This is a genomic window from Pontibacter sp. HSC-14F20 (genome assembly GCF_019599265.1).
Classification (GTDB): Bacteria; Bacteroidota; Bacteroidia; order Cytophagales; family Hymenobacteraceae; genus Pontibacter.
This window is the reverse complement of record NZ_JAHZTC010000014.1, coordinates 98,243-122,824: the sequence shown is the minus strand read 5'-3', so window position 1 is coordinate 122,824 and position 24,582 is coordinate 98,243. Positions and strand designations below refer to the sequence as shown.

Genomic DNA, 24,582 nt, shown 5'->3' with positions numbered 1-24,582 from the left:
GGAAATTTTGCCCTGAAATTCATATTCCGGCGTGCATTCCGACTGTTTACCGAAAAGTCGCTGCTAAGGTTAGGTATAAATTCGGTGGAGTAGGTATAAAACAGAAGAGCCCCCGCTTGGCGGAGGCTCGTTCCATGATATTAGGGTCGCTAATATCTAATCTATGTGGCTTATTTTTGGTCGCGGATAATGTTACCTTGTTCATCGATGCGAACTTTAGCGCTTTGCTGCTGCTCGTTGGTGAAGAAGATCTCATACATTGTTTTGGCACCCTGGCCTTGCGCATTTGCCTGTGCGTTAGTATTCTGCGCACTCTGGTTAGCCTGCTCGGCACGGTTTTCCATGCCCTGGGCATTAGCGCCAGCGGCATTCTCGTTAGGTGTTACGCGGAACACCTCTACAATCTGCCAGCTGCTAAATGCCTCGGCAGTAAGTGTTTGCTTTACAGGCTCCGGAAGCTCTTCCTTCGTAAGCGCTTCACGCTTTACGTTTTCTTCCTGTGCCTGAGGCTGAGTTTGTGTCTGCGTCTGTTCTTCAGTAGCTACTTGCGTCTCAGTCTGGGCCTGCTCTTCGTAGTTTACCTGATTTTCAGTTTTGGCCTTCGTTTCAGTTTCTACTTCAGTCGTTTGCTCTACTTTCTGCTTCTTCTTCGACTTCTTTTTGCTCTTGTCAGTCTGCGCGCTGGCGTCAAGTGAGGCAAAGCCTAAGAACGCGATGGCAGCTGCCAGGTAGGATATTTTTTTCATAGTTTTATTCTGTCGCTCAAATTTAATTTTTTCCTAAAGCCTATTAGTCAAAACTGTGCCAGAACTATATATAAGTATAGAAGTCTGATTTACAATATATTATGAAAAACTACTAATATCCCCAACCTGTGGAAGCTGCCGTGTAGTGGGGCGGAAATTCTACACATTGGGGAATCAAAACTGGGTAATCAGGTATAAGCCGTGCTGATGTGGCAGGTAAAATAGCCTGTGCAACTAATGAAGCGACGCCTTGATTATTTTGCGATGGTTGCCTTGATTTTATGTGCTTCACGGAGATCCGTCTCTTTCATTTCCGTATACCTATTCTCTCTGATAAAAATTTATGGTGGCACCATCTCATGCAGCGTATAAAGTCCCGATGAGAAGAAGTTGACACCTTAGCGCTATCAGAAATTTGCAAAGGAAGCCGGCAGCCTATACCTTTATACTATGAGCGAACCACGTAAAAAATTATTCCTGCTTGATGCCATGGCCCTGATCTACCGGGCGCACTTTGCCTTCAGCAAAAACCCACGCATCAACTCCAAAGGCATGAACACAGGGGCAGCACTCGGCTTTACCAATACCCTAGTAGAGGTGCTTCAGAAGGAAAAACCTACCCACATCGGCGTCGCTTTCGACTCGGCAGCCAAGACTTTCCGCCACGACAATTTTGCTGCTTACAAAGCCAACCGACAGGCCATGCCCGAGGATATTTCGCTGGCTATACCTTATTGCAAAAAGATAGTAGAAGCCTTTAATATACCTGTGCTCATCATGGACGGCTACGAAGCCGACGACATCATCGGAACACTGGCCTGCCGCGCTGAGAAAGATAACTTTGATGTGTACATGATGACGCCCGACAAAGACTATTGCCAGCTGGTAACCGAGCACGTCTTCCTGTACAAGCCTGCTTTTCTGGGCAATGCCGTGGAGGTATGGGACGTAGCGCGGGTGCTGGAGAAGTTTGAAATAGAGCGGGTGGAGCAGGTGATTGATATTCTGGGACTGCAGGGCGATGCCGTGGACAACATACCAGGTATACCGGGCATCGGCGAGAAAACCGCCAAGTCTTTGATACAGCGCTTCGGCTCTGTGGAAAATCTGATCGCCAATGCCGACCAACTGAAGGGTAAGCAGAAAGAAAACGTGGTAAACTTTGCCGACCAGGGTATGATGTCGAAAGAGCTGGCCACCATCCACTGCGATGTACCGGTTCCGTTCAGCGCCGAGGCCCTGCACTACGACGGACCTAACGAGGAGCAACTGGCCGAGCTGTTTGCCGAGCTGGAGTTCCGTCAGCTGATGACGCGTGTACTGGGCATTTCCATGGCTGAGGGATCGCCTGCCAAAGTCGCGTCCAGACGTGCCAAGCCAGCCAACCAGCAGCAAACCTCCCTCTTTGATACAGCCGCAGCCACAGATACAGCCATAGCCAGCGACGAAACAGGTATAGCCACTGAGCATGTGCCGTTTCAGCGATTCAGCAACACCATGCAGGACTACCACCTGATCGATACGCCTGCCCTGCGTCAAAGTCTGATTCGCTACCTGCAAAAGCAGCAGGAATTCTCTTTCGATACCGAAACCAGCAGCATCGACCCGATTACGGCCAAGCTAGTGGGGATGTCGTTCAGCTACCTGCCGGGCGAGGCTTATTACGTGCCTGTGCCACCCGATAATGAGGATGAGGCCATGCGCATCGCCGCCGAGTTTAAAGACGTACTCGAGAACCCAAGCATTGCCAAGATCGGCCAGAACATTAAGTACGATATCCTGGTCCTGAAAAACTACGGCATCGAAGTGAGTGGCCCGCTGTTCGACACCATGCTGGCCCACTACCTGCTGGAGCCCGAAATGCGCCACAACATGGATGTACTGGCCGAAACATACCTCAACTACAGTCCTATACCTATCACCGACCTGATTGGGCCGAAAGGAAAGAACCAGATCACGATGGCCGACCTAAAGCCTGAAGAGGTGAAGGACTATGCCTGTGAAGATGCCGATATTACGCTCCGTCTGAAACACTACTTTGAGCCACTTGTGCGGGAACAAGGCCTCATGAAGCTGTTCAATGAAGTGGAGAATCCGCTGGTGCAGGTGCTGGCAGGTATAGAGAAGGAAGGTATATCGATCGACGCAAACGCGCTGGCCGACATTTCGCTGCTGCTTGAGCAGGAGATCAAAGGTATAGAGACGCGTATTTTTGAACTGGCGGATACAGAATTTAACATTGGTTCGCCAAAGCAGCTCGGCGAAGTGCTCTTCGACAGAATGGGACTGCACGGCAAAGCCAAGATCAAGAAAACGAAAACGGGGCAATACGCTACCGGTGAGGAAATCTTGTCAAAACTGGCAGGAGAGCACGAGATTGTGCGCCTGATTCTGGATCACCGCGAACTTTCCAAACTCAAGTCAACGTACGTGGATGCGCTGCCACAACTGGTCTGTGCGCTCGACAACCGTGTGCATACCTCCTTCAACCAGGCTGTAACGGCCACTGGTCGTCTGAGCTCTACCAACCCAAATCTGCAGAACATTCCGATCCGGACGGAGCGGGGACGTGAGATCCGCAAGGCCTTTGTGCCGCGCGACAGCAAGCACCTGATTATTTCGGCTGACTACTCCCAGATTGAACTCCGCATCATGGCCGACTTTAGCGGCGACCCGACCATGAAAGAGGCCTTCCGAAACGGACTCGATATTCACGCTTCTACGGCCAGCAAGGTGTTCCACGTGCCGCTCGACCAGGTGGACAGCGAGATGCGCCGCAAAGCCAAAACGATCAACTTCGGCATCATCTACGGTATTTCTGCTTTCGGTTTGTCTGAGCGGCTAGGTATACCGCGCCGCGAAGCTGCTGATATCATCGAGGCTTACTTTGAAGAATTTCCGGCTGTGAAGGAGTACATGGATAGCGCCATCGAGAAAGCCCGCGAGCATGAGTATGTGGAAACCCTGCTGGGCCGCCGCCGCTACCTCCGCGACATTAATTCACGCAATGCTACTGTACGTGGCTTTGCCGAGCGAAACGCTGTCAACGCGCCTATACAGGGCACCGCAGCCGACATCATCAAAATCGCGATGATCAACATACACGAGTACCTGCGCCACGAAAACCTGAACACCCGCATGATTTTGCAGGTACATGACGAACTCCTCTTCGACGCTCCAAAAGAGGAAGTAGACATCGTAACGCCAAAGATTGTTGAGCTCATGACCAACGCCCTGCCGCTGAGCGTACCAATGGAAGTAGGTTTAGGAGTAGGCAAAAACTGGCTCGAAGCGCATTAAGGTATAGCTCGCTATACCTGACAAAAACAAAAAAGGCGCCTTCCAATGCGGAGGGCGCCTTTTTTGTTTCTTTATGAAGTTAGCTTATGGGAGCAATACAGCTCTGTACTGCGTCTCGTCAACTAATGGGATGTTAGTATTATAGTTGCTGTTAATTACACGAATAAACTCATTCGCTACAATGGCATTACCACGAGGAGTCAAGTGGATACCATCTAAAGAGAATACATTACCTGTAATGAAAGCAGAACTGTAAGGCACACCGTTCTGTACGAAAGGTCTGGCAAATCTTTCTGTAAAGAACTTGTTAACATCAAATACAGGAATCTTATTAGCCGCAGCAACTTCAGCAATTACTTTATTCAGCTCCTGCGTATGTGCTCTAACTTCAGCTACTTCGTCTTTATCAAGCACTTCGCTATCAGTCAGAGGGTTAGCAGGATGGAAACCATGGGGAATAGACACTCCTGGAGCAACCTGATCTACACGTCCTATTGCAGCCTGAGTAGTCAATAAGACTAAATCGCCTTCGCCTAATTCACGAACGCCTGTAGGTCCTTCAGCAACACGAATGTAAACCTTCAGGTCACTCATTCCTGCTGACTTTCTGATTGCATCAAGTGTTACAGTAGTGAAAAAAGGAGTAGCTGCTACGTCCGGAATATTTGCAACAACACCTTCTACTTCCCCGCCTTTGGCTAAAGCTCCAAGTAAAGAAGTATAAATTGCTTTAAAAGTGGCAACAGGCGTTTTGTCACTAAATGGGTTGGTAGGGTTAACTACAGCGCCATTAGTAGCATAAGTTAACACGTCGTTGTTACCAAGCCAAAGTGTAAAGAAGGTCGGTTGAGACTCAGCTACCTTGGCTATGTAGCTCTTTGAGCCTACTTCTGCATCTGCTAATAAACGGTCGAAGTGTGGGTTTACACCGCCATAAATAGGAGTTGCACTGGACAGTACTGACATTCCTGGAACTGCATAGTTATTAACAGGGTCAGTAAATTTAGTAAGCCGAGGTCCGCCCGGTAAAGGAGCTACATCTGTACGAACTGCCAGGTTTGTAGTAACAGGGGTTAGTATTGGAGAAGGAGATGCGCCTGGTGCTGCAGGAGGGTTAAATCCTGTAAGCTTTAAATAACCACTACCGTTTGCCTGTGCTTCTGTAAAAAGGGGCTGAACAAAGCTGCCACCTCCCGCTGTTTCAAACTGCTGTGCCATCAAGGCTGGGAACGAAGAAAGCTGTCCCTCCCGGTACAAGCCACCATCCGCATAGCCAGCTGTGAGTGAGTTGCCTACCGCCACATACTTTGTCAGATTAAGCTCACCGGAACTAGGGTTCGCTACATCAATCTCCGGATCGCAACTCGTTAGGAATATACCAGCCATCAGGGCCAGCACACTCGATTTATAGAAAAACTTTTTCATATACTTAGTTAAAGGGAATTAGAATTTGAAGTTCAGACCGATACCAGGGATATAGGCAACAGATTTATAAGTACCCGCAACACCGCCAGACAGGTTAGCCGCATCCGTTCTTTCTTTTTTGTTGATATAAAGGAAAGACGCGTCGATGCTGATGTTTTCAGAAACTGAATAGCCTATACCTGCAGAAAGACCGCGTGAGTCTGAATCTGGCGTTTCTGGTGTCAGGTAGCCGTCCTGTACAGGAGTTTGATCAAGGTAAGCGCCAGCACGAAGGGCCAGGGCGTCGTTCACCATGTACTCACCACCGATGCGGTAGATGAAAGCATTGTCGTAGTTTCTGGCAGCCTCAGAGAAAGGACTTCCGGCTACGTTCTGGCTAAAGTCGAAGCGCAGTTTCTCGTAAGCATCCCATCCCACATGGCTGATGTCAGCAGCAAGGGTCAGGCGCTCGTTTGGCTTAAAGCCTATACCTACCGAAAGTGTCGATGGCATTGGCAGTTCTGCGTCAAAGTTAGCTCCCTCCGGGAAGTTAGCACGGGCAGCCATCGGGATGTTGCTGAACATCACGTCGCCACCTTCTACTTTCAGGTCTACTCTGGAGCGGTAGTTCACACCGATAGAGAATTTCTCTGTTGGCTGAAAGAAGATACCTGCGTTAAAACCAAATGCCGACTCAGCGCCGCCATCCAGCTCAATACCGCCTTCAGTACCGTCCTGGTTCTGCACAGGCAGCGAACGCTGCAGGTTCACGCTTCCGATTACATATGAAAGACCAACACCTATACCTAGCTTGTCGGTAATAGCATAACTAACAGTAGGTTGTACATAAATGGCCTGCAGTTTCAGCTGATTCAGTCCAAAACGGCCGTTCCATTCGTCGCCCCAATTCACAGTGCTACCAAAAGGAGTATACACACCCAGACCGGCAGAAAATTTCTCATTTATGTTGTACACGCCATACACCTGAAAAGGGGTACCCAGCGGATTATCTGTACGAGCTGTAACACCTCCGGACTCGGGGGCAGAGTAGGCAATTTTGGAGACAAGCGCGCTTCCGCCTATCGTAATGCCGCTGTAGCCTATATGGCTCATGGCACCGGGGTTAAAAAAGATGCTGGAGGTACCAGTCAAAAGACCCGTGCCCGTATGGCCCATACCAATCTGGCGCTGGCTTGCCAGGTTCACCTGGTATCCGCCGGCCATGGCTGTACCTGAAATCAGGGCGCTACCTAATAAGGCTAAGATTTTGCTTTTCATAAAATGCGACTTGTTTAAAAATAGGTGATAATAAGGTAAAACAAATATATAAAAGAATCCTATTTCTCAAAGCACTTTCAACACCTTTTTTCAAATAAAATCTATTTTTAGTCGAAAAAATCCCCAACCTCTCTAAACCCACCTGAACAAAGCCTCTGAAAAGCATTTTTTTGAAACGAAAGCTATCCCCAAAAAGGATTCTGCGTTTATAGAGTCTCAACTGAAATTCCAAATGAAAGAACAATACGATGTGATTATAATAGGCGGAGGCCCCGCAGGCCTGAATGCTGCCATGATACTAGGGCGCTCCCGCCGCAAGGTGCTTTTGTTTGACAGCGGCAAGCCACGCAACCGCTGGTCCACCAGCATGAACGGCTTTTTGTCCAGCGACGGGGTTAAACCAAGCGACTTTATTAAGAAAGGACGGGAAGAGCTTCAGAAGTATCATGTGCAGATTATTGACCGCCTTGTGGAAACTGCCACTTACAGCAAAGGCCAGTATATAATAGACGACCAGGACGGAAATGTTTACCACTCCCGCAAGATGTTGCTGGCTACCGGCCTCAGCGATGCCCTGCCTGAAATAGAAGGTATAGAAGAACTCTATGGTAAAAGCGTGCACCACTGCCCTTACTGCGACGGCTGGGAAAGCCGCGATAAGGCCATTGCTGTGTACGGCAAAGACCGTTCAGGTATAGGACAGGCCCTAGCCATGAAAAACTGGAGTGACGACGTGACCCTCTATACAGACGGCACCCGGAAACTCACCAATAAAGACATTGAGCTGCTTAAGTTAAACGGAGTGAAGGTATGCACCGAGGCCATCGTGCGCGTACAGGGCGATGACGGCATGCTGCAGCACATTGTGTTGCGAAATGGTGAGGCGAAGCCGCAGGAGGCTCTTTTCTTTTCCGGCGAAACCAGCCAGCAGTCAGATATCGGCAGGCAGTTGGGTTGTGAGTTTACCGGTAAGGGCGTCATTAAAACGCGGCGCCTGCAGCAAGCCAATATACCGGGTCTGTATGTGGCCGGCGATGCAGCCCGTGACATGCAGCTTGTGATTGTGGCGGCAGCTGAGGGCGCCAAGGCCGGAGTCGCCATTAATATGGAGTTGCAGCAGGAAGACCGGGTAAAAGCTTAGGCCATGCTGGCAGTAGCATCGCTGGCCTCCTGAGCAGGGCCCGGCAGATGCTGCTCCACTGGCTGAAACAGATGCTCCTCTAAGCAGTAGCGATACCCTTCTACCAGCATGTGCATGATGAGGTGCTCCACGGCAATAGGCTGGTTTTCTGACACCTGCCTTGTGTTGGTGAACCGGATCTTGCTGGCGTCGATGATCGTCACGACACCCGTTCCGAACACTTCTATTTTATTTCCTTCTTTGATGATGATGCCGGTTTCTTCGCTCAGGCCAACACCGACATACGCTGGGTCGTGGGCCACGGCATGGGCCAGTCGCCCGAAGCGGCCGCGCTCCACAAAGTGCGTGTCGATGTACAAATGACTGATGAACCCGAAGCCGATGGTGGTCTTCATCTCTCCTTTAATAAGCGAGTAGTGGCCATAGCCATCGTAAATCATCCGGTCTGACATGATAGCGGCGCCTGCGCTGGTGCCCGCTATAATGATGGGTTCCTGGTGATAGCGGCGGCGCATAATATCCAAAAGCTGTGTACCGTTCAGAAACTCAATCAGGCGGACCTGATCTCCTCCGGTAAAGAAAATCACATCGGCTTGCTGAATGCGGCTGATGTACCCGGGCTGGTCTGCAGCGTGATTTTCATCTATCAGCATGAACTGCACTTTGTTACAGCCCAATTCCTCGAAAGCCTCTTTGTAAGCTAAACCAGATTCCTGCGGCTCGGTAGCCGCCGTTGCAATTACTTCTATATTAGAATGCACCGGGCATATCTCAGATCTGATCAGCTTAATCAAGTCATCATCATATCCGCCACCGAGTGCTATTAAGGTACCTTTGTACATAGGTGCAATTATTTTACTATTCGGGTTCGCTATACAGCAAACACCCCTATACTTTACAATTATGTGTCCGAAATAATTTAAACCAGGCTGGCAGCCAGCCCTTTTCATGTCCGTTTTCGAACAAAAACCTGTACGCTACTGGACGATTTTAGTAGAATAAAAAGCGATTAAATTTCACAACACACTGAAAATCAACATCATACATCAATGGCACATAAAATGTAATATGCTCATCATAAATTAAAAATATTTTAGAAGCGCCAAGCAACCTTTCACCTGACTCTACTATCTATTAAGTACTTACAACATGAAGCTCAGAACCTTATAAATTATACAATTATGAAAATCATCATCTTATTATTCGCTTTAGTACTCGGCTTCGGAGCCACCTGCAAAAAGACAGCTGACGACATTCGCGTAAGTGCCGCCAAGCATGAACTGCAGCAAGAGCAAAGAGAACTCCGCAGCTACCCTAACCTGTTGCCAGAAGTGCTGATCGTAGCACCGAGGGCCTGATCTCCTGAAAGCATATACCAATCACAAATCATCCTAAACTAAACCACTATGAAAATCCTAATTCTTTTATTTGGACTTACAGCAGCCTTTGGCGCCGCAGGCAAAAAAACCGCCAGCGATATAAAAGAGATCAAGCACCGTCAGGAGCTGCGAGAACTCGATCGTTACCCAAATCTACTTCCTGAGGTAGTTATTACTATTTCGCGTGACTCCCTGTTAAAGTAGCATACCTGATTATACCTGTTTCTTAACCTCGCCATTAGTACCAAATAAAACCATGAAAATCATCATGCTTCTGTTAGCACTGGTAGCCGCATTTGGCTTCGCGATGAAGAAAACCATTGACGAGCGTGCGCTGCTGGCTGAACGTATGCAGCAGGAACGTCTTACATTACTGTACAGCACCGAAAATCCTGCTCTCCAGCCTGTGGCTATGCTGTAGCGAACCGCCTTATGGAGGGCCATCTTGCTACATATAACATGCTCCATACCTTGGCCCGGCACTTCTCCAGTTGCTTTTTAACACCAATCTCACGCTCACTTCTAAACTGAGCGACCAGAAAAGACTGCACCTATAAAACAGTAAACGCCCGACCTGAATGGGGTCGGGCGTTTACTGTTAGTTTTCCTTTTTCTTGAATAGCTTGTTGAGGTCGATGCGCTTCTCGGGTTCTGGTTCGGGGGCCGGCACAGGCTCCTCTTTTTTACCGAAAGGCCATAACTTCTTTTTGGGTGGCTCCGGCTCCTTCTTCTTACCAAACGGCCAGCCTGATTTTTCCTCCTGCTGCTGCTTACCAAAGGGCCATAGTTTCTTTTTCTCTTTCTTCTCCGACACAATTACATAGCGTATCGAGATGCCTGTGGCCAGTTTTACCCAGTCTTCGTGATTGAAGTGCAGGGCTGGTTTTACGTCAGCGGAAAGCAAAAAGGGCAGCCCATTTACTTTATATTCTATCCCCACAATAGCATCCAGTCCGGTGAACACGCCCTGGTCTTTGAGGTTGCCAATATGGCCGCCGCCGCCCAGGTAGTAATTGAAGCGCCTGCCCAGCATAGGCCAGTGCCGCTGGTAAAGCAGTGTGCCGCTATACTCCCGCGAGCCGACCAGGGCCATACCTTCCAGGGTGCTTTTTTCTGCAATGCGCTGCTGCACGGTAGCCCCGAACTGGTCGCCACCGAGCCGTATACCTGCTGCTGTTCTGTATTTCTGCGCCTGGCTGGCCGTAGCCGCCCCCGCCACCAATAGTATCGTAATAAAAACCTTCTTCATGTGTTGTTTCGGAGTCTGACTCCTGCCGCTGCAAATATCTTACCTAATCTGCACAAAAGAACCAAATGTCCGACCTAAGCTTTTCTTTGAGAGATGGTGCAGCAAGGTATAGCGGACAGTCTTATCGGAACGTATCGGGAGCAAAGCCTGGTATACCTGCGCTAAAAGTAAGGAGCTATACCTGTATAACTGTTCTGAAAAATGTGCCCAATGGCTTTTCTAATGATGCTATACCTTAATAATCGCCTTTAAAACCACCCCGGCTGGACTTTTTGTCGGATTGGCGGCGCTTGCTTTCGAGGCGTTTGCGGACGGATGCGCGGGTAGGCTTGGTGGCTTTTCGTTTTTTCTGACGGGTAAGTGCCTGCCGGAGCAGCTCATAAAAGCGCGCAATGCATTGTTCTTTGTTCTGCAGCTGACTCCGTTCTGCCTGGCACACCAACTGCAGAAAACCCTCGCTATTGATGCGGCTACCCAATTTTTCCTGCACGAGCGCCTTTTCTTCCTCACTAAGCAGTTGCGAGTCGCCTACATGGAAGCGAAGCTCAACTTTGCTGGCCACCTTATTCACGTTTTGACCGCCGGCCCCGCCACTCCGCGAAGCCTGAAAGCTCATCTCCCGCTCAAAATCACGCTCTCTTATATCTGTCATACCTTCGTTATACCTTCCAAAACAATCTTCAGCTCCTTATACCTGTTCATTTCTAAAATCAGACCTAAATGCGCCTTTTGTGAGAATTATGATTGTGTATACCTTACCTCTAAAAAGCTACTTTATTTATGCATCCGCAACTCAAATGAGCTGTCAGCAAATCGCTTATCTTCCTGCTCGTTGCCATTCAAGTGCTTTTCAACAAGCATACAAAATCCTCCCTGGCGAAGATAAAATAATCAGGACTATATAAGGCCATAACCGTTTGTCCTTTTTTGTGTCTTTGCCTCTTACGAAACCAAAGCGCAAAGTGTCGTCGTATGCCTTACTACTTATACCTAAGCGGCTATACCTATGAACCAGGACAACAATATGCTTCGCATCGGCTACCATGCATCGCACGAACAGTTTAAACCCAGCGAACTCCTAAAATTTGTGCAGCAGGCCGAGCAGGCAGGTTTCAATGCATCTATGTCGTCGGACCACTTTGCTCCCTGGAGCCTCGACCAGGGTGAGAGCGGATTTGCATGGTCCTGGCTCGGAGCGGCCATGCAAGCCACCAATCTGCCTTTCGGTATTGTTAATGCGCCCGGGCAGCGTTACCACCCGGCTATCATTGCGCAGGCTGCTGCCACACTGGCTGAAATGTTTCCGGAACGCTTTTGGGTGGCTATGGGCAGCGGACAGTATATCAACGAGCAAATTACCGGTGATCACTGGCCCGTGAAGCAAGACCGTAACGACCGCCTGAAAGAGTGCGTCGACATCATCCGGGCGCTTTGGGACGGCGAAACTGTTACGCACAAAGGTCTCGTGAAAGTGGAGCAGGCCAAGCTGTACACCCGCGCCAAAGTAGCCCCTAAAATAATCGGAGCAGCCATAACTGAAGAAACAGCAGAGTGGGTGGGTAGTTGGGCCGATGGTCTGATTACGGTTTCGAAGCCTCCGAAAGAGTTAAAGAAAATGGTAGAGGCTTTTCACAGAGGCGGGGGCGAGGGCAAACCCATGTACCTGAAAGTGCAGCTTTCTTATGACAAAGACGATAAAAAGGCGCTTCAGGGAGCCCATGAGCAGTGGCGCTCCAACATCTTCCCAAGTGCTGTACTTTCTGACCTGCGCACAGCCAAACAACTGGAGCAGGCGGCTATGTTTGTACGCGAAGAAGACCTGCGTGCGCACGTGCGCATCTCCTCCGACCCGAACCAGCATGTAGAGTGGCTGCAACAGGACATTGACCTGGGCTTCAGTCAGCTGATTTTGCACAACGTGAACCTGGAGCAGGAACGCTTTATCGAGGTGTTTGGCGACAGGGTGGTGCCACAGCTTTTGGGTTAAGGTATAACGCTGCCACAAAGCCCTGCAACCTTTTAACTTATAGCGTATAAGCACGTTACAGGTATAAGGCGTCACGTATACACACCCTATGAAATGGTCCCTTAACCTTGGCAGCATAGCGGGCATCAAAATTCTGGTGCACTGGACATTCCTGATCCTGATCGGCTGGATCGTGTTTTCGGAAATGCAGCGCGGCTCCGACCTGGCTGCTACACTTCTCTCCGTTGCCTTTGTGCTCACCATTTTTCTGTGTGTGGTGCTGCACGAACTGGGTCACGCTCTCACGGCAAAGCGCTATGGCGTGAACACCAAAATGATTACCCTGCTGCCGATTGGCGGGGTTGCCAGCCTCGAGCGTATACCTGAAAACCCGAAAAAAGAGCTTATGATCGCTATTGCCGGCCCCGCCGTTAATGTGGTCATTGCCTTGGTGCTCTGGTTGATTCTCCCTCCTCTGCGCGAAGTGCCGGACGAGGCGTTCTTCAGTCGCATTACGCCAGCCAACTTTCTATACCTGCTGTTTTTCGTCAACCTGATGCTTGTGGTTTTCAATGCTATACCTGCCTTTCCGATGGACGGTGGGCGTGTGCTGCGGGCTTTGCTGGCTTTTAAACTGGGGCGGGTACGGGCTACTCAAATCGCGGCTAACCTCGGGCAGATGCTGGCTATCTTCTTTGTATTCATCGGTTTTTTCTACAACCCTTTCCTTATCCTGATCGGCATTTTCGTGTTTTTCGGGGCCTGGTCTGAGAACATGATCGTGCAGCACCTCGACTTTTTGCGCGGCCATTTGGTGCGCGAAGGCATGATGACCAATTTCGTGACACTGGCTCCTGCCGAAACAGTGCGCGAAGCCCTGGGCAAACTTCTCAAAGGCTCGGAACACGATTTTGTGGTGGAGCAGGACGGGCAGGTAGTCGGCACGCTTACCCGCATGCAACTGATTCAGGCTGTAAAGGAAGAAAAGATCGAAAGCCCGGTGTCGGATATTATGACAGAGGAAGTAAAAGCCTTTAACGTGCAGGACAAATTAGCTGAGGCATATTCAGAGCTACAAAAGACCAAAGCACCCCTCTACCCGGTGCTCGAAAACGGTCGTCTGGCAGGGGTGATCAACTCCGACAACATCAACGAATTCATCCTGATAAAATCTGCGCTGGCACATTAATGTTCAAAACCGCAGCTCCCAGACAAAAGCTATACCTGATTTACTTCACCGGACACGCAATTTTATTATATTTGGCAGTAAACCGCGCATACCCCGGCACATCCTTTTGCGTACTAGTACGTTATGGCCGCTTTGAAATGCGACACTCAAATTTATCGACAGCAAAAAGATAATCCGCACCAGTCTATGACCACCATACTCCTAACACCTGACCGCCTGGGGTCGCGAAGCATTGCCATATTGTTGGCACTCCTTCTTTCGGTGATTTCCTTTGCAGCCCACGCCTCCGAAGACCTGCACATGGTGCCTGTTCCGCTTGAGGACCGCATTAAAGCAGCCGACATCATTGTGGAAGGCGAAGTAGTCGCCCAGCGGTCCTTTTGGGATGCCAGGCAGGAGCTTATCTATACCGCACATACTGTCCGGCTTTTCAAGGTGTTCAAGGGTGAGTTGAAGGAACGTCAGGTAGAGGTGATCACGGATGGTGGTACGGTAGGACTGGCGATGCACACTGTATCGTCGGCTTTGCAGCTGAAAAAAGGGCAGCAAGGTATGTTTTTCCTGAGCAAAGGCGCTCCCACAGGTATAATAGCCAGCGCAGCCTCAATTATTACGCAGCCATACGCCAGCCGGCAAGGTTTTGTCCGCTATGATGTGGAACGTGGCACGGCCACCGACCCGTTCAACCAATACAAATCGGTGCAGGAGGTATACCAGACTGTTACATCGCGCATGGGGCGGCAATACAGGACTGTGGTAACGAATAGCAGACTGGAGTCAGGTATAAAAGCTCAGTTACAGCAGCAAAGCACACAGGCCACCCAAGCTCCGAATGTAAGTGGCTTTAGCCCCACCCGCACCAGCGCGGGCACTGGTGCTGTACTCACTATCACCGGTACAGGTTTCGGTACCACACGCGGTAATGGCTTTGTGGAGTTCCCCAACGCCGACGATGGCGGCACTACACTGGTACGCCCCTATGCTTCTGACTACATTTCCTGGACCAATACCCAGATCAGGGTATTGGTACCTTCTTATACCCAAACAGGCGGCACAGCCGGAACAGGCCGCATAAAAGTAACGACCAACGATGGGTCTTCAGGCACAAGTGATGGTTCGCTCATCATCGAGTTTGCCTACTCCAACGTGGTAGCCGAGGGTGGCAACACACCTTTTCAGCCCGTCCTGATTGATGCCAACCGGAACGGTGGCTATACCATACAATTCGCTCCCAGCCTGCAAAGCAGGTCAGCCGCTCAGGAAGGCTTCAGACGTGCCATAAACAATTGGGTATGTACTACGAACGTAAACTGGAATGTTGGAGCCACAACTACAACCGAGAGCTCAGCGGACGACGGCCGCAGTGTTATACGCTTCGCATCTCCGGCCGTGACAGGTCAGAGTGTGCTGGCCCGCACTATCAGCAAGTACAGAGGCTGCGTATCCATTAGCGGCACCCAGCGCGACACAATCTTCTGGCTCACCGAGTTCGACATGGAAATCAACAGTACCATTCCCTGGCAGTATGGCCCGGGCGGTCCGGGCGCTAATCAATATGACTTTGAAACCGTGATCCTGCATGAGCTGGGCCACGCGCACCAGCTGGGCCACGTTATTATGCCGAACACCCTGATGCACTACAATATCGGCCGCCAAAAGCAGATCCGTGACCTGACTGCCCCTGACATTGCCGGAGCTAACCTGGTGCTCAATCGTAGCCTGAATCCACCGGTGTGTGGTGGCCAGTCTCCTATGAAACCGAAACTTGACGGCGACTGTAATCTGGCTTCCGAGATCTTTACCTTTGACGCTTCCTTTACAAATGCTGGCGACGTGAATGTGATCTGGACGACCAGTGCAGAACAAGGTATAGCTCGCTTTGTGGTGCAGCGCAGCCAGGATGGGCAGCAGTGGGAAGACGTCGGCGAGGTACCTGCCTCCGGCCAGGCACGTGACTATACCTTTATAGACAATGAACCGCTGCCGCGCCGCAGCTATTACCGTTTGCGCGTGCTTTATACGAACAATTCTGAAGCTTTTTCGGGTAGAGTGCAGGTGGTTAACCCAAGCGACCTTCGGATTTTCAAGGTATACCCTAACCCATTCGGTGTTACTACAAATGCCAACGGCACCTCTGGCGAAACTCTGCGCATAGAATACCTGGTGCGTAGCTCGTCCGATCTGAGCCTGCAGCTATACGATTTGCAGGGCAGGCTTGTGCGCGACCTGGAAGCCACGGTGACTGACGGCACCGAAGTGATCGAGATCAATGTTGCTGACCTGGCATCGGGCACGTATGTGCTCCGCTGGAGCGAGGGTAACAACAGCGGGGCCACCAAGGTGGTTAAAGTGCAATAAACAGAAAAAGGAGGCTGTCGGCCTCCCTTTTCTGTTTAAATCCGGCACCTTACTCAATGCTGACGCGCTTGCGGTTGTTGTTGCTTGTTTGCTCTTGCTTTGGCACTGTTATTTTCAGCACGCCCTCTTCGTAACGCGCCTTTATTTCTTCTGCCTTTACGGCCTCCGGCAGCTTGAATGAACGACTAAAAGAGCTGTAGTTATATTCCCGGCGGGTATAGTTATCTTCCTCTGTAGTGGTGTCCTGCTCTTTCTGACTACTGATCGTCAGCATACCTTCATCTACATCCACTTCAAAATCATCTTTCGCCATACCTGGGGCGGCCAACTCTATGGTGTATTCCCTCTCGTTTTCGCGGATGTTGGTAGCGGGTATGTTCCGCATGATCTGCCGTCCGATCTGTGCAGGCATTCGTAGCAGGTCGTTCTCAAAGAAACGATCTACATCACTGAAAAAATCTGTGAAGAACGACCTGGGAGTGAGACTTTCGCCTCCTGTGCGTTCTTTTTTCATAGGCTTCATAGTGGTACCTCCTTTAGTTTTGGTTAAATATTCTGTATGATCACCCCGGCCAGGATGAAAGAACTCCACTAATTTCTACGCCTTGATTTTTTTATAGTTTAACCCTGAATAAAAATAAAAAAGCAACCAGGAACAAATTTACGTTTCCGGTTGCTTTTCAGGGTAAGGTTTGTTTTCAGATGTCAGGGCATACGCTCCAGGAGCATTGGCGCACACCCGACGCAGGGTTTTGTCAGTAGCTCGCGTGTAGTTTCATAGCTTGGAAAGGGACAGTCTGTTTTCCATTGCTCGGAATAGGCTCGAGTAACTATACAAATGTTGTAAAACATCGGCTGTACGCAAAGGAGACTTTCTCTTAAAAGGTAACTTACTCAATGCACCATATATAACTGAATTTTTAGATCAAAAAGGCCACAACAAGCAGATAAAGCAAAAATAATCCACCTTCAAACACAAAAAAGGTAACATCTCTATAATAAACCATGCGACTGCAATTGCACACTTTTCTTGTCATCCGGAATTACTGGCAAGAGGGGAATGGTAGTTTTATTATAGTGAGTATACTATATTTGACAAGTCAAGCGAACTGCCTGATGCACACCTATGGCGAAGAAAAGACGAAAGTTTGTACAATGCCCTAACTGCGGCCACACCTTTGAGGAGGTAAACAATTACTGTCCCAACTGCGGACAGGAAAATCATGATCTGAATGTGCCGGTGAAGCACCTGGTGGAGGAGTTTTTTGAAAGCACCCTGCACTATGACACAAAATTCTGGCGCACACTCAAGTACCTGATCACCCGCCCCGGTTACCTGACTGAAAAATTCAACCTCGGCCAGCGTGCATCCTACGTTCCACCATTCAGGCTTTATGTGTTTGTAAGTATCTTTTTCTTTACCACCATCGCCTTGTTTGCCTCGAAGGGCCTTGTAATGGGTAACAAGGTCACCATAGAGGAAGGGTTGGAAACTACTGATCCGGAAGTTGCCGCCCGGATCATGCAGGCAGATTCACTGGCCAGCGTCCGGGCAAGGCTGGCTACCAGCGACACCGCCTCTCTCATTATTAATGAGGAGGTAGATAACAAGTTCAAGAGATTCTTGAAAAACGAAGAACAGTCCCGGCAGAAGCTGTTGAAGAATATCTCGTTCATGATGTTTGTGCTCATGCCGTTTTTCGGGTTCATCCTATACCTGTTTCACCGGTCGCAGCGCCGTAATTACGTGGAGCACCTGATGTTCTCTGTTCATTTCCATACCTTTGTCTTTCTGCTGATCATGCTGTCTGTACTCATAGAAGTAGTTTTTAGCAGTATAGACACTAACGTGTGGGTTTTGCTGATCAGCACGGTTTACTTATTCTTCGCGATGCGCTATGTTTACAAGGAATCATACCTGCGTACGGCATTTAAGCTGATACCAATTGGCCTGACTTACCTGATATCGCTGGCCATTTTGTTTGTAGCTACTGTTGGCGTTAGCGTGCTGTTCAGTTAATTTATACCTTGTTACGACATGACTCCATCTACCACTTGGGAACGCTTAATTTCAAAAAAACGCTTCGAAACAACTGACAGCAAGTATAGTTCAGACGAATCCGTGCGCGGCGAGTTTCAGCGCGACTACGACCGTATCGTGTTCTCATCAGCCTTCCGGCGGCTGCAGAACAAGACGCAGGTAATGCCCATGCCCGAGAGCGATTTTGTGCATACGCGCCTCACTCACAGTCTCGAAGCTTCGGTGGTTGGCCGGTCGCTAGGCCGCATCGTGGGCAAAAGCATTTTGGAGCGCCACCCGGAACTGACCGGCGAAAAGAACATACAGGAAGCTGACTTCGGTGATATGGTAGCGGCAGCCTGTCTGGCGCATGACATCGGAAACCCGCCTTTTGGGCACTCCGGCGAAGACGCGATTTCAGCTTATTTTCTGAGCGATGAGGCGCAGCCCTTCCTGCAAAATCTTTCTGAGGCCCAAAAAACCGATCTGCAGCGCTTCGAGGGCAATGCAGCTGGTTTCAGAGTGCTCACCTATACCTATCCGGTACACTGCAAATTACCTGATGGCGTAAGTCACAGCGGTCTGAGCCTCACCTATACCACTCTGGCTACCTTTACCAAATACCCAAAGGAGTCGCTACCGGAAATAAAAGGCACCAAAAGCACCAGCGAAAAGAAATACGGCTTCTTCCAGACTGAAAAAGCCTGGTTCAACACCATTGCGCAGGAACTGGGGCTGCTTCATAAAGGCGCCGACGACCAGGTGTTTTTCCACCGCCACCCGCTTGCCTTTTTAGTAGAGGCTGCTGACGACATCTGCTACCGTGTCATCGATTTTGAAGATGGCCTAAAACTTGGCCTCGTGCCGCATCAGCAAGGTATAGCGCTACTGCGCCAAATTCTGAACGATGCTCCAGGTCGTGTTTCCAGCCTTACTTTTTACGACTGGCGTGAAGAAATTGGCTACCTCCGGGCCCGCATCATCGGGAAGCTGATCGAAGAAACGGCGCAGATTTTTCTGCAGCACGAAGAACCCATACTGGCCGGCAACTACGACAAGCCACTCATCAACGAGCTCGGCTGCAAGCCCGTTTTGGACCAGATCAGAGACTTATCGATTGCCCTGATATACCGCAATCGCCCCGTGTTGGAAATCGAAGCTGCCGGTTTCGAAGTACTTGGCGGCCTGCTGGATGCCTGCATGAAAGCCGCCTTCCGCCAAGAGTCAAAGCACCACCGCAAAATTGCGGATCTCATTCCGCCGCAGTATTTGCGACTCCCCGAAGGCGCCACCGATTACGACCGCATCATCCACATCACCGACTATGTCACCAGCCTCACCGACCAGGCTGCACTCGGGCTGTACCGGAAGATAAAAGGTATTGAATTGCCGAGGATGTATTAAGGGAGTGGGTATGCTTGAAGATAAATTTAAAAGAGCGGACTTATTCTTACTATTACTCTACTTGCTTATAAGTGCAATTATTATCTTTAGAGTTAATGTAGAAGGTACAGGGTATACAACACCTGATTCTGTAGCATATCTAAATGCTGCTCAGAATCTTACAGACGGTTACGGCTTTTATGAAACAGACACAATGGGGAATAAGACCCGGCTTTTCACTAAGTGGCCAGTCGGTTACCCAACATTGATTTTTCTGACTACAAGCATAAGTGGACTCGATGTTTTTTGGGCTTCAAAAACACTCAACCTACTATTGTTGGCTGGCATTTTCTTGTTTTTGCGTTGTATTTGCCACTCTTATTCTTTTGTGCTCGCTTCTATCTGTTGCAGTTACACATTACTGGAAGTCTATAGCTTTACATGGTCCGAAGCTCCGTTCCTTTTACTACTCTTACTACTCGCTCATCTAGTATTGCAAGTCTATAAAGGCATAGCGGTTCATCGTAATGCAACGTTCATCTACCTTGTCTGCCTTGGCTTGTTCTTGCTTCGGTATGCAGGTATTTTCTCTTTGGGTGTGCCTATCATACTGTGCATCTATTTTCGCTTAAACAAAAACCACAAACCAGCTAAAATATTCTTCATTACCTCAATCCTAACTACACTATCAGTTGCAGGCTATTTAATTATCAATCATAAACTAAGCGGATTTGCAACTGGTCTCGACAGAATGGAGACTGAAACTGAATCAGGGGTGCATTTCTTGCTCATGTCCCTCAAAGGCCTCTTCAACGAGTTCCTCATCATCCGCGAATACAGGCCACAAAATCAACCCGATTACTTACTTTATATCACTGCACTCATACAATTGGCTGTGATAACTTTCATTACCTTTAAAGTAAAGCGGCATTATAATTTCTGGCAAGAGTTGAGACAAAATAACTTTTCCATGATATGTATAGGACTTGCCTTGTTATACCTGGCTGCTATTGTGGCAATGCGTCTAGTATCTCATTTCGACGCATTGGACTATAGATTACTGGCGCCCTTCAGCTTTCCGTTTCTTATAGGGCTGGTTTACGCCCTGGTCTCCCTCCCCGACAAACATAAAGACATCATTCAGGCAAAATATGCGCTTTTCACTTTCTTCCTACTGTCGCTTTTCCTTAATCTGCCAAAGAAATTCATTCTGCAGCAGCTGCAGCAAATTCTATAAGCTATACCTGGGCAAGTCAAAAACCTGGCAAACCAAGGTATAGATTCTGCATCTTTTTCATCATCACCTCACCCATTTTATCCGCTATACCTCCCTGTTAGTAGAGCGAACATAGGCATTCGGCTATTTGTGTAAAACTCTTTCAATATTTATACTAATTTTATAGGCTTTATAACATAAGTCGTGTGATAGAGCAAATCTATTCCTAAACCTTTATTCTTTTATGAAACGAAAACTTCTAATTTGCCTTGTATGGGTTGCGTCGGGCTTTGCGGCCTTCGCCCAGACCAAGAGCAATAAGATCGAATTCACAGAGTATACGCTCCCGAACGGACTGCACGTGATTTTGCATCAGGACAAATCCACTCCTAACGTGGCTGTGTCGGTGCTATACCATGTAGGCTCCAAAAACGAAGTAAAAGGCCGCACAGGCTTTGCGCACTTCTTTGAACACCTGATGTTTGAGGGCACCGAGAACATTGAGCGTGGCCAGTACATGAACATGGTGCAGGCTGCCGGCGGCTCCCTCAATGCCAATACCTCGTTTGACCGCACTTATTATTATGAGCTGTTGCCTTCTAACCAGCTGGCCCTTGGTCTGTGGATGGAAGCTGAGCGTATGGTAGGCGCCAAAGTAGACGAAGTTGGTGTGGAAACCCAGCGTAAAGTAGTGCAGGAAGAGAAGCGCATGCGTGTAGACAACCAGCCTTACGGTACTATCCTGGAGAACACCTTCGGCCTTGCCTATACCGAGCACCCGTACAAGATCACGCCGATCGGTACGTTCGAGGACCTAAACAATGCCAAGATCGAGGAATTCCGCGACTTCTATAAAACCTTCTATGTGCCAAATAACGCTACGCTTTCTATCGCAGGCGATATCAACATCGATGAGACGAAGAAGCTGATTGAGCAGTATTTTGCCAAAATCCCGAAAGGCACCAAGGAAATCCCGAGACCAAATGTGGTGGAGCCTGCCCAGACTGAAGAACGTCGCAAAGTGGTGTATGACAACATTCAGCTACCAGCCGTTATACAGGCGTACCACATTCCGGCTCAAGGCACTGAAGACCATTATGCCCTGTCTATGCTGACTACATTGCTTTCAGGTGGCCAGAGTGCCCGTATGCCAAAGGCCATCGTAGACAAGCAGCAGAAAGCGGTTGCCGCCCTTTCTATACCTTTCCCTACCGAAGATCCGGGCTTGTTCCTGACTTATGCCATTGCCAACATGGGCGTGGATGTGAAGGATCTGGAGAGCGCTGTGGACGCAGAGATTGAGCTTGTGAAAAAAGAGTTGATAAGCGAGCGTGAGTTCCAGAAACTGCGCAACCAGATGGAAAGTCAGTTTGTGCAGCAGAACAGCACGGTAGCTGGTCGTGCCGAAAACCTGGCCAACTACCACGTGTACTACGGCGACGCCAACCTGATCAACAACGAGATCGACCGCTACATGAAAGTGACGAAAGAAGACATTCAGCGTGTGGCCAACAAGTACCTCACCAAAAACAACCGCGTGGTGTTGCACTACCTGCCAAAGTCAGCTCAACCAAGCAATTAATTTAGATTATCATGAAGAGAATATATAACATACTCCTACTGATGCTGGCGCTCACTACGGTGGCCACAGCGCAGACAAAACAAACGCCTCCTCCGGCTGGTCCGGCCCCTAAAATTGAGCTGGGCAAGTACGAACACTTCACCCTGAAAAACGGCCTGAAGGTATACGTGGTGGAAAACCACAAGCTGCCGGTAGTTAACATGTCGCTGGTGCTGGATCGTGATCCGGTTCTGGAAGGTGATAAGGCGGGCTACGTGAACATGGCGGGCCAGATGATGCGCACCGGCACAAAAACCCGCAGCAAAGACCAGTTTGACGAGCAAGTGGACTTTATCGGTGCGAACCTTTCGTTCAACTCAACTGGTTTTGGTGCTTCTTCGCTTAAGAAAAACCTGCCTACCCTGCTCGACCTGACAGCTGACGCCCTCCTGAACCCGAACTTCACGCAGGAAGAACTCGACAAGGTAAAAAAGCAGATGCTGGCTAACCTGGCTTCTGAAAAGGACAACCCGGATGCTATTGCCGGCAAGATTCGCAATACCCTGCTCTTCGGCAAGAACCACCCGAATGGCGAGCTGACTACGGAAGAAACAATCAACAACATTACGTTGGCTGATGTGCAGAATTACTACAACACGTACTACCGTCCGAACATCGGCTACCTGGCTGTGGTGGGCGACGTGACGCCAAAGGAAATGAAAAAGCTGCTGAACAAGTCGTTTGGGAAGTGGAAGAAAGCCAATGTACCAACACACAACTATGACCTGCCGAAGCACGATGGCAAAACGCAAGTAGTGATTGTTGACCGTCCAAGCGCAGTGCAAAGTGTGCTTTCATTTACAAACCCTGTAGAAATGAAGCCGGGTGCTGAAGATTATGTGGCAACCCAGGTGATGAACACCATTCTGGGTGGCGGCAGTACAGCCCGTCTGTTTATGAACCTGCGTGAGAAAAATGGCTATACCTACGGTGCTTACTCTACGCTTTCTTCTGACAAAATTCTGGGTCGTTTCAACGCCTCAGCCAGCGTACGCAACGCTGTAACCGACAGTGCCACAGCCGAGTTCATGAAAGAATTCAACGGCATCAGAACAAAGCAGGTAACGGACAAGGAACTGGCTTATGCCAAAGCCTACATCACCGGTAACTTCGCCCGTGGTCTGGAGAACCCAGGTACTGTGGCCATGTACGCCATTTCGACTGCTCGCTACAACCTGCCAGCTGACTATTATGCCAACTATCTGAAGAAAGTTGAGTCAATCACAGCGGCCGATGTGCAGCGTGTGGCACAGAAGTATGTGCGGCCTGACCAGCTTTATATCCTCGCTGTTGGCAATGCCAAGGACATCGCCGACAAACTGGTGGCGTTTGATGAAGATGATAACGCCATTACTTACTTTGACGCCACTGGCGAGAAAGTAGATATGGCGGCCGCCAAAGCAATTCCGACAGATGTGACAGCAGATCAGCTTATCTCTAAGTATATCCAGGCCATTGGTGGCAAAGCGAACATCGAGAAGGTGAAAGACGTGACGGTGACCATGAACGCGAGCGTACAAGGTATGGCCCTTACTTTTAAGCAACAGCAAAAAGGCGCTGATAAAATGCTGATTCAGATCCTGATGAACAACAGCCCGATGCAGCGTGTGATCATCAACGGAGACAAAGGCAAAATGGAAGCCCCTATGCAGGGTGTAAACAAAGACATGACTGCCGAAGAGCTTGCATCTTCTAAAGCTGAGTCTGATATGTTTTCTATGACCCGTTTCGAGAAGTTCGGCATTAAGACGGCTGTAACCGGTCAGGAGAAAGTAGATGGCACTGACGCTTACATCGTGGAAGCAACAGCCTCAAACGGTCAGAAAACGCTTCATTACTTCGATAAGGCAACAGGTTTGCTTTTGAAAGATGTGAAGAACATGCAAACGCCACAGGGCGCTATCACGCAGACCAAGAGCTACAAGAACTACAAAGAGGTAGACGGCGTGAAATACCCGCACGTGATCGAAACTGTTGTTGGTCCTCAGGTGATTAAAGCAGAGGTTCAAAGCGTGGAAGTGAACAAAGGTATCAGCGACGACGCCTTCAAAATCTAATTCCCTTACCCAATAACCCAAAAAAAGCGGCGTGCCTAGTTAGGTAAGCCGCTTTTTTTGTTTAGCTATACCTTGATAGCAAAACTGAGTCAGGTATAGCAGGTATAAAATTCTGGGAGTACAGGTATAGCAAGTTATAGAACCGTGGCATAAGACCAGCAAATCAGGTATACCTGCACTAAAAATATAGGTATGGCAAACACGGCAAGTATAGTACAACTCCTCAAGGGCCAGCATAACGCAATAACTCAAGGTATAGCCTACCACTTTTTACA

21 protein-coding genes are annotated in these 24,582 nt (G+C 49.2%); 14 read left to right on the top strand and 7 right to left on the bottom strand.

The window, feature by feature from the left end:
* Nucleotides 1-170 precede the first annotated feature (170 nt).
* Nucleotides 171-746, bottom strand: a complete 576-nt coding sequence (locus tag K3G39_RS14385) for a hypothetical protein (protein ID WP_220626870.1) — start codon at nucleotides 744-746, stop codon at nucleotides 171-173.
* 450 nt (nucleotides 747-1,196) lie between these two features.
* On the opposite strand from K3G39_RS14385, the gene polA reads away from it, so the two are divergent.
* A complete protein-coding gene (polA, locus tag K3G39_RS14380) occupies nucleotides 1,197-4,046 on the top strand; it encodes a DNA polymerase I (RefSeq protein ID WP_220626869.1) in 2,850 nt (949 codons plus the stop codon).
* Between the two features lie 84 nt (nucleotides 4,047-4,130).
* Here the strand turns inward: polA and K3G39_RS14375 are convergent, their stop codons facing one another.
* Nucleotides 4,131-5,471 carry an SGNH/GDSL hydrolase family protein gene (locus K3G39_RS14375; protein ID WP_220626868.1) on the bottom strand — a complete coding sequence of 447 codons (1,341 nt, stop codon included), beginning with the start codon at nucleotides 5,469-5,471 and terminating at the stop codon, nucleotides 4,131-4,133.
* Between the two features lie 18 nt (nucleotides 5,472-5,489).
* Complete coding sequence (locus K3G39_RS14370; protein ID WP_220626867.1) at nucleotides 5,490-6,728, bottom strand: OmpP1/FadL family transporter; 1,239 nt, start codon at nucleotides 6,726-6,728, stop codon at nucleotides 5,490-5,492.
* A gap of 232 nt (nucleotides 6,729-6,960) precedes the next feature.
* Between K3G39_RS14370 and K3G39_RS14365 the strand changes: the two genes are divergently transcribed.
* Nucleotides 6,961-7,869: an NAD(P)/FAD-dependent oxidoreductase gene (locus K3G39_RS14365; RefSeq protein WP_220626866.1), complete on the top strand. Its 909-nt coding sequence runs from the start codon at nucleotides 6,961-6,963 to the stop codon at nucleotides 7,867-7,869.
* Here the strand turns inward: K3G39_RS14365 and K3G39_RS14360 are convergent.
* Nucleotides 7,866-8,711 carry a cyanophycinase gene (locus K3G39_RS14360; protein ID WP_220626865.1) on the bottom strand — a complete coding sequence of 282 codons (846 nt, stop codon included), beginning with the start codon at nucleotides 8,709-8,711 and terminating at the stop codon, nucleotides 7,866-7,868. The genes K3G39_RS14365 and K3G39_RS14360 overlap by 4 nt on opposite strands.
* A gap of 339 nt (nucleotides 8,712-9,050) precedes the next feature.
* Here K3G39_RS14360 and K3G39_RS14355 point away from each other — a divergent pair, with 339 nt between their 5' ends.
* The 3 genes from K3G39_RS14355 to K3G39_RS14345 are packed head-to-tail and all read left to right on the top strand — an operon-like array spanning nucleotide 9,051 to nucleotide 9,669.
* Nucleotides 9,051-9,227: a hypothetical protein gene (locus K3G39_RS14355; protein WP_220626864.1), complete on the top strand. Its 177-nt coding sequence runs from the start codon at nucleotides 9,051-9,053 to the stop codon at nucleotides 9,225-9,227.
* 48 nt (nucleotides 9,228-9,275) lie between these two features.
* Complete coding sequence (locus K3G39_RS14350; RefSeq protein WP_220626863.1) at nucleotides 9,276-9,452, top strand: hypothetical protein; 177 nt, start codon at nucleotides 9,276-9,278, stop codon at nucleotides 9,450-9,452.
* A gap of 52 nt (nucleotides 9,453-9,504) precedes the next feature.
* Nucleotides 9,505-9,669, top strand: a complete 165-nt coding sequence (locus K3G39_RS14345; RefSeq protein ID WP_220626862.1) for a hypothetical protein — start codon at nucleotides 9,505-9,507, stop codon at nucleotides 9,667-9,669.
* Between the two features lie 177 nt (nucleotides 9,670-9,846).
* On the opposite strand, the gene K3G39_RS14340 is transcribed toward K3G39_RS14345, so the two are convergent.
* On the bottom strand, nucleotides 9,847-10,497 hold the full coding sequence (locus tag K3G39_RS14340) for a hypothetical protein (RefSeq protein WP_220626861.1): 651 nt from the start codon (nucleotides 10,495-10,497) through the stop codon (nucleotides 9,847-9,849).
* Nucleotides 10,498-10,562: 65 nt separating this feature from the next.
* Here K3G39_RS14340 and K3G39_RS14335 point away from each other — a divergent pair, with 65 nt between their 5' ends.
* Nucleotides 10,563-10,736, top strand: a complete 174-nt coding sequence (locus K3G39_RS14335; RefSeq protein WP_220626860.1) for a hypothetical protein — start codon at nucleotides 10,563-10,565, stop codon at nucleotides 10,734-10,736.
* Here K3G39_RS14335 and arfB read toward each other — a convergent pair.
* Complete coding sequence (gene arfB / locus K3G39_RS14330; protein WP_220626859.1) at nucleotides 10,733-11,149, bottom strand: alternative ribosome rescue aminoacyl-tRNA hydrolase ArfB; 417 nt, start codon at nucleotides 11,147-11,149, stop codon at nucleotides 10,733-10,735. The genes K3G39_RS14335 and arfB overlap by 4 nt on opposite strands.
* Before the next feature lie 354 nt (nucleotides 11,150-11,503).
* On the opposite strand from arfB, the gene K3G39_RS14325 reads away from it, so the two are divergent.
* From K3G39_RS14325 to K3G39_RS14315, 3 genes are all read left to right on the top strand, one after another.
* Nucleotides 11,504-12,484 carry a TIGR03885 family FMN-dependent LLM class oxidoreductase gene (locus K3G39_RS14325; protein ID WP_255594361.1) on the top strand — a complete coding sequence of 327 codons (981 nt, stop codon included), beginning with the start codon at nucleotides 11,504-11,506 and terminating at the stop codon, nucleotides 12,482-12,484.
* A gap of 88 nt (nucleotides 12,485-12,572) precedes the next feature.
* Nucleotides 12,573-13,652 carry a site-2 protease family protein gene (locus K3G39_RS14320; protein WP_220626858.1) on the top strand — a complete coding sequence of 360 codons (1,080 nt, stop codon included), beginning with the start codon at nucleotides 12,573-12,575 and terminating at the stop codon, nucleotides 13,650-13,652.
* Nucleotides 13,653-13,838: 186 nt separating this feature from the next.
* A complete protein-coding gene (locus tag K3G39_RS14315; protein WP_220626857.1) occupies nucleotides 13,839-16,010 on the top strand; it encodes a T9SS type A sorting domain-containing protein in 2,172 nt (723 codons plus the stop codon).
* A 49-nt stretch (nucleotides 16,011-16,059) separates the two neighbouring features.
* Here K3G39_RS14315 and K3G39_RS14310 read toward each other — a convergent pair whose 3' ends face one another.
* Nucleotides 16,060-16,533 carry an Hsp20/alpha crystallin family protein gene (locus K3G39_RS14310; RefSeq protein ID WP_255594360.1) on the bottom strand — a complete coding sequence of 158 codons (474 nt, stop codon included), beginning with the start codon at nucleotides 16,531-16,533 and terminating at the stop codon, nucleotides 16,060-16,062.
* Between the two features lie 603 nt (nucleotides 16,534-17,136).
* On the opposite strand from K3G39_RS14310, the gene K3G39_RS14305 reads away from it, so the two are divergent.
* The 5 genes from K3G39_RS14305 to K3G39_RS14285 all read left to right on the top strand — a co-directional run bounded on the left by K3G39_RS14305 (nucleotide 17,137) and on the right by K3G39_RS14285 (nucleotide 24,307).
* Nucleotides 17,137-18,030 carry a DUF3667 domain-containing protein gene (locus K3G39_RS14305; RefSeq protein WP_255594358.1) on the top strand — a complete coding sequence of 298 codons (894 nt, stop codon included), beginning with the start codon at nucleotides 17,137-17,139 and terminating at the stop codon, nucleotides 18,028-18,030.
* 18 nt (nucleotides 18,031-18,048) lie between these two features.
* Nucleotides 18,049-19,434, top strand: coding sequence for a dGTP triphosphohydrolase (dgt, locus tag K3G39_RS14300; protein WP_220626856.1), 1,386 nt, complete (start codon nucleotides 18,049-18,051; stop codon nucleotides 19,432-19,434).
* Between the two features lie 10 nt (nucleotides 19,435-19,444).
* Nucleotides 19,445-20,650, top strand: coding sequence for a hypothetical protein (locus K3G39_RS14295; protein ID WP_220626855.1), 1,206 nt, complete (start codon nucleotides 19,445-19,447; stop codon nucleotides 20,648-20,650).
* A 223-nt stretch (nucleotides 20,651-20,873) separates the two neighbouring features.
* Nucleotides 20,874-22,211, top strand: a complete 1,338-nt coding sequence (locus tag K3G39_RS14290) for a pitrilysin family protein (protein WP_220626854.1) — start codon at nucleotides 20,874-20,876, stop codon at nucleotides 22,209-22,211.
* An 11-nt stretch (nucleotides 22,212-22,222) separates the two neighbouring features.
* Nucleotides 22,223-24,307 (top strand): insulinase family protein, encoded by a 2,085-nt coding sequence (locus K3G39_RS14285; RefSeq protein ID WP_220626853.1) that lies wholly within the window; start codon nucleotides 22,223-22,225, stop codon nucleotides 24,305-24,307.
* Nucleotides 24,308-24,582: the final 275 nt, after the last annotated feature.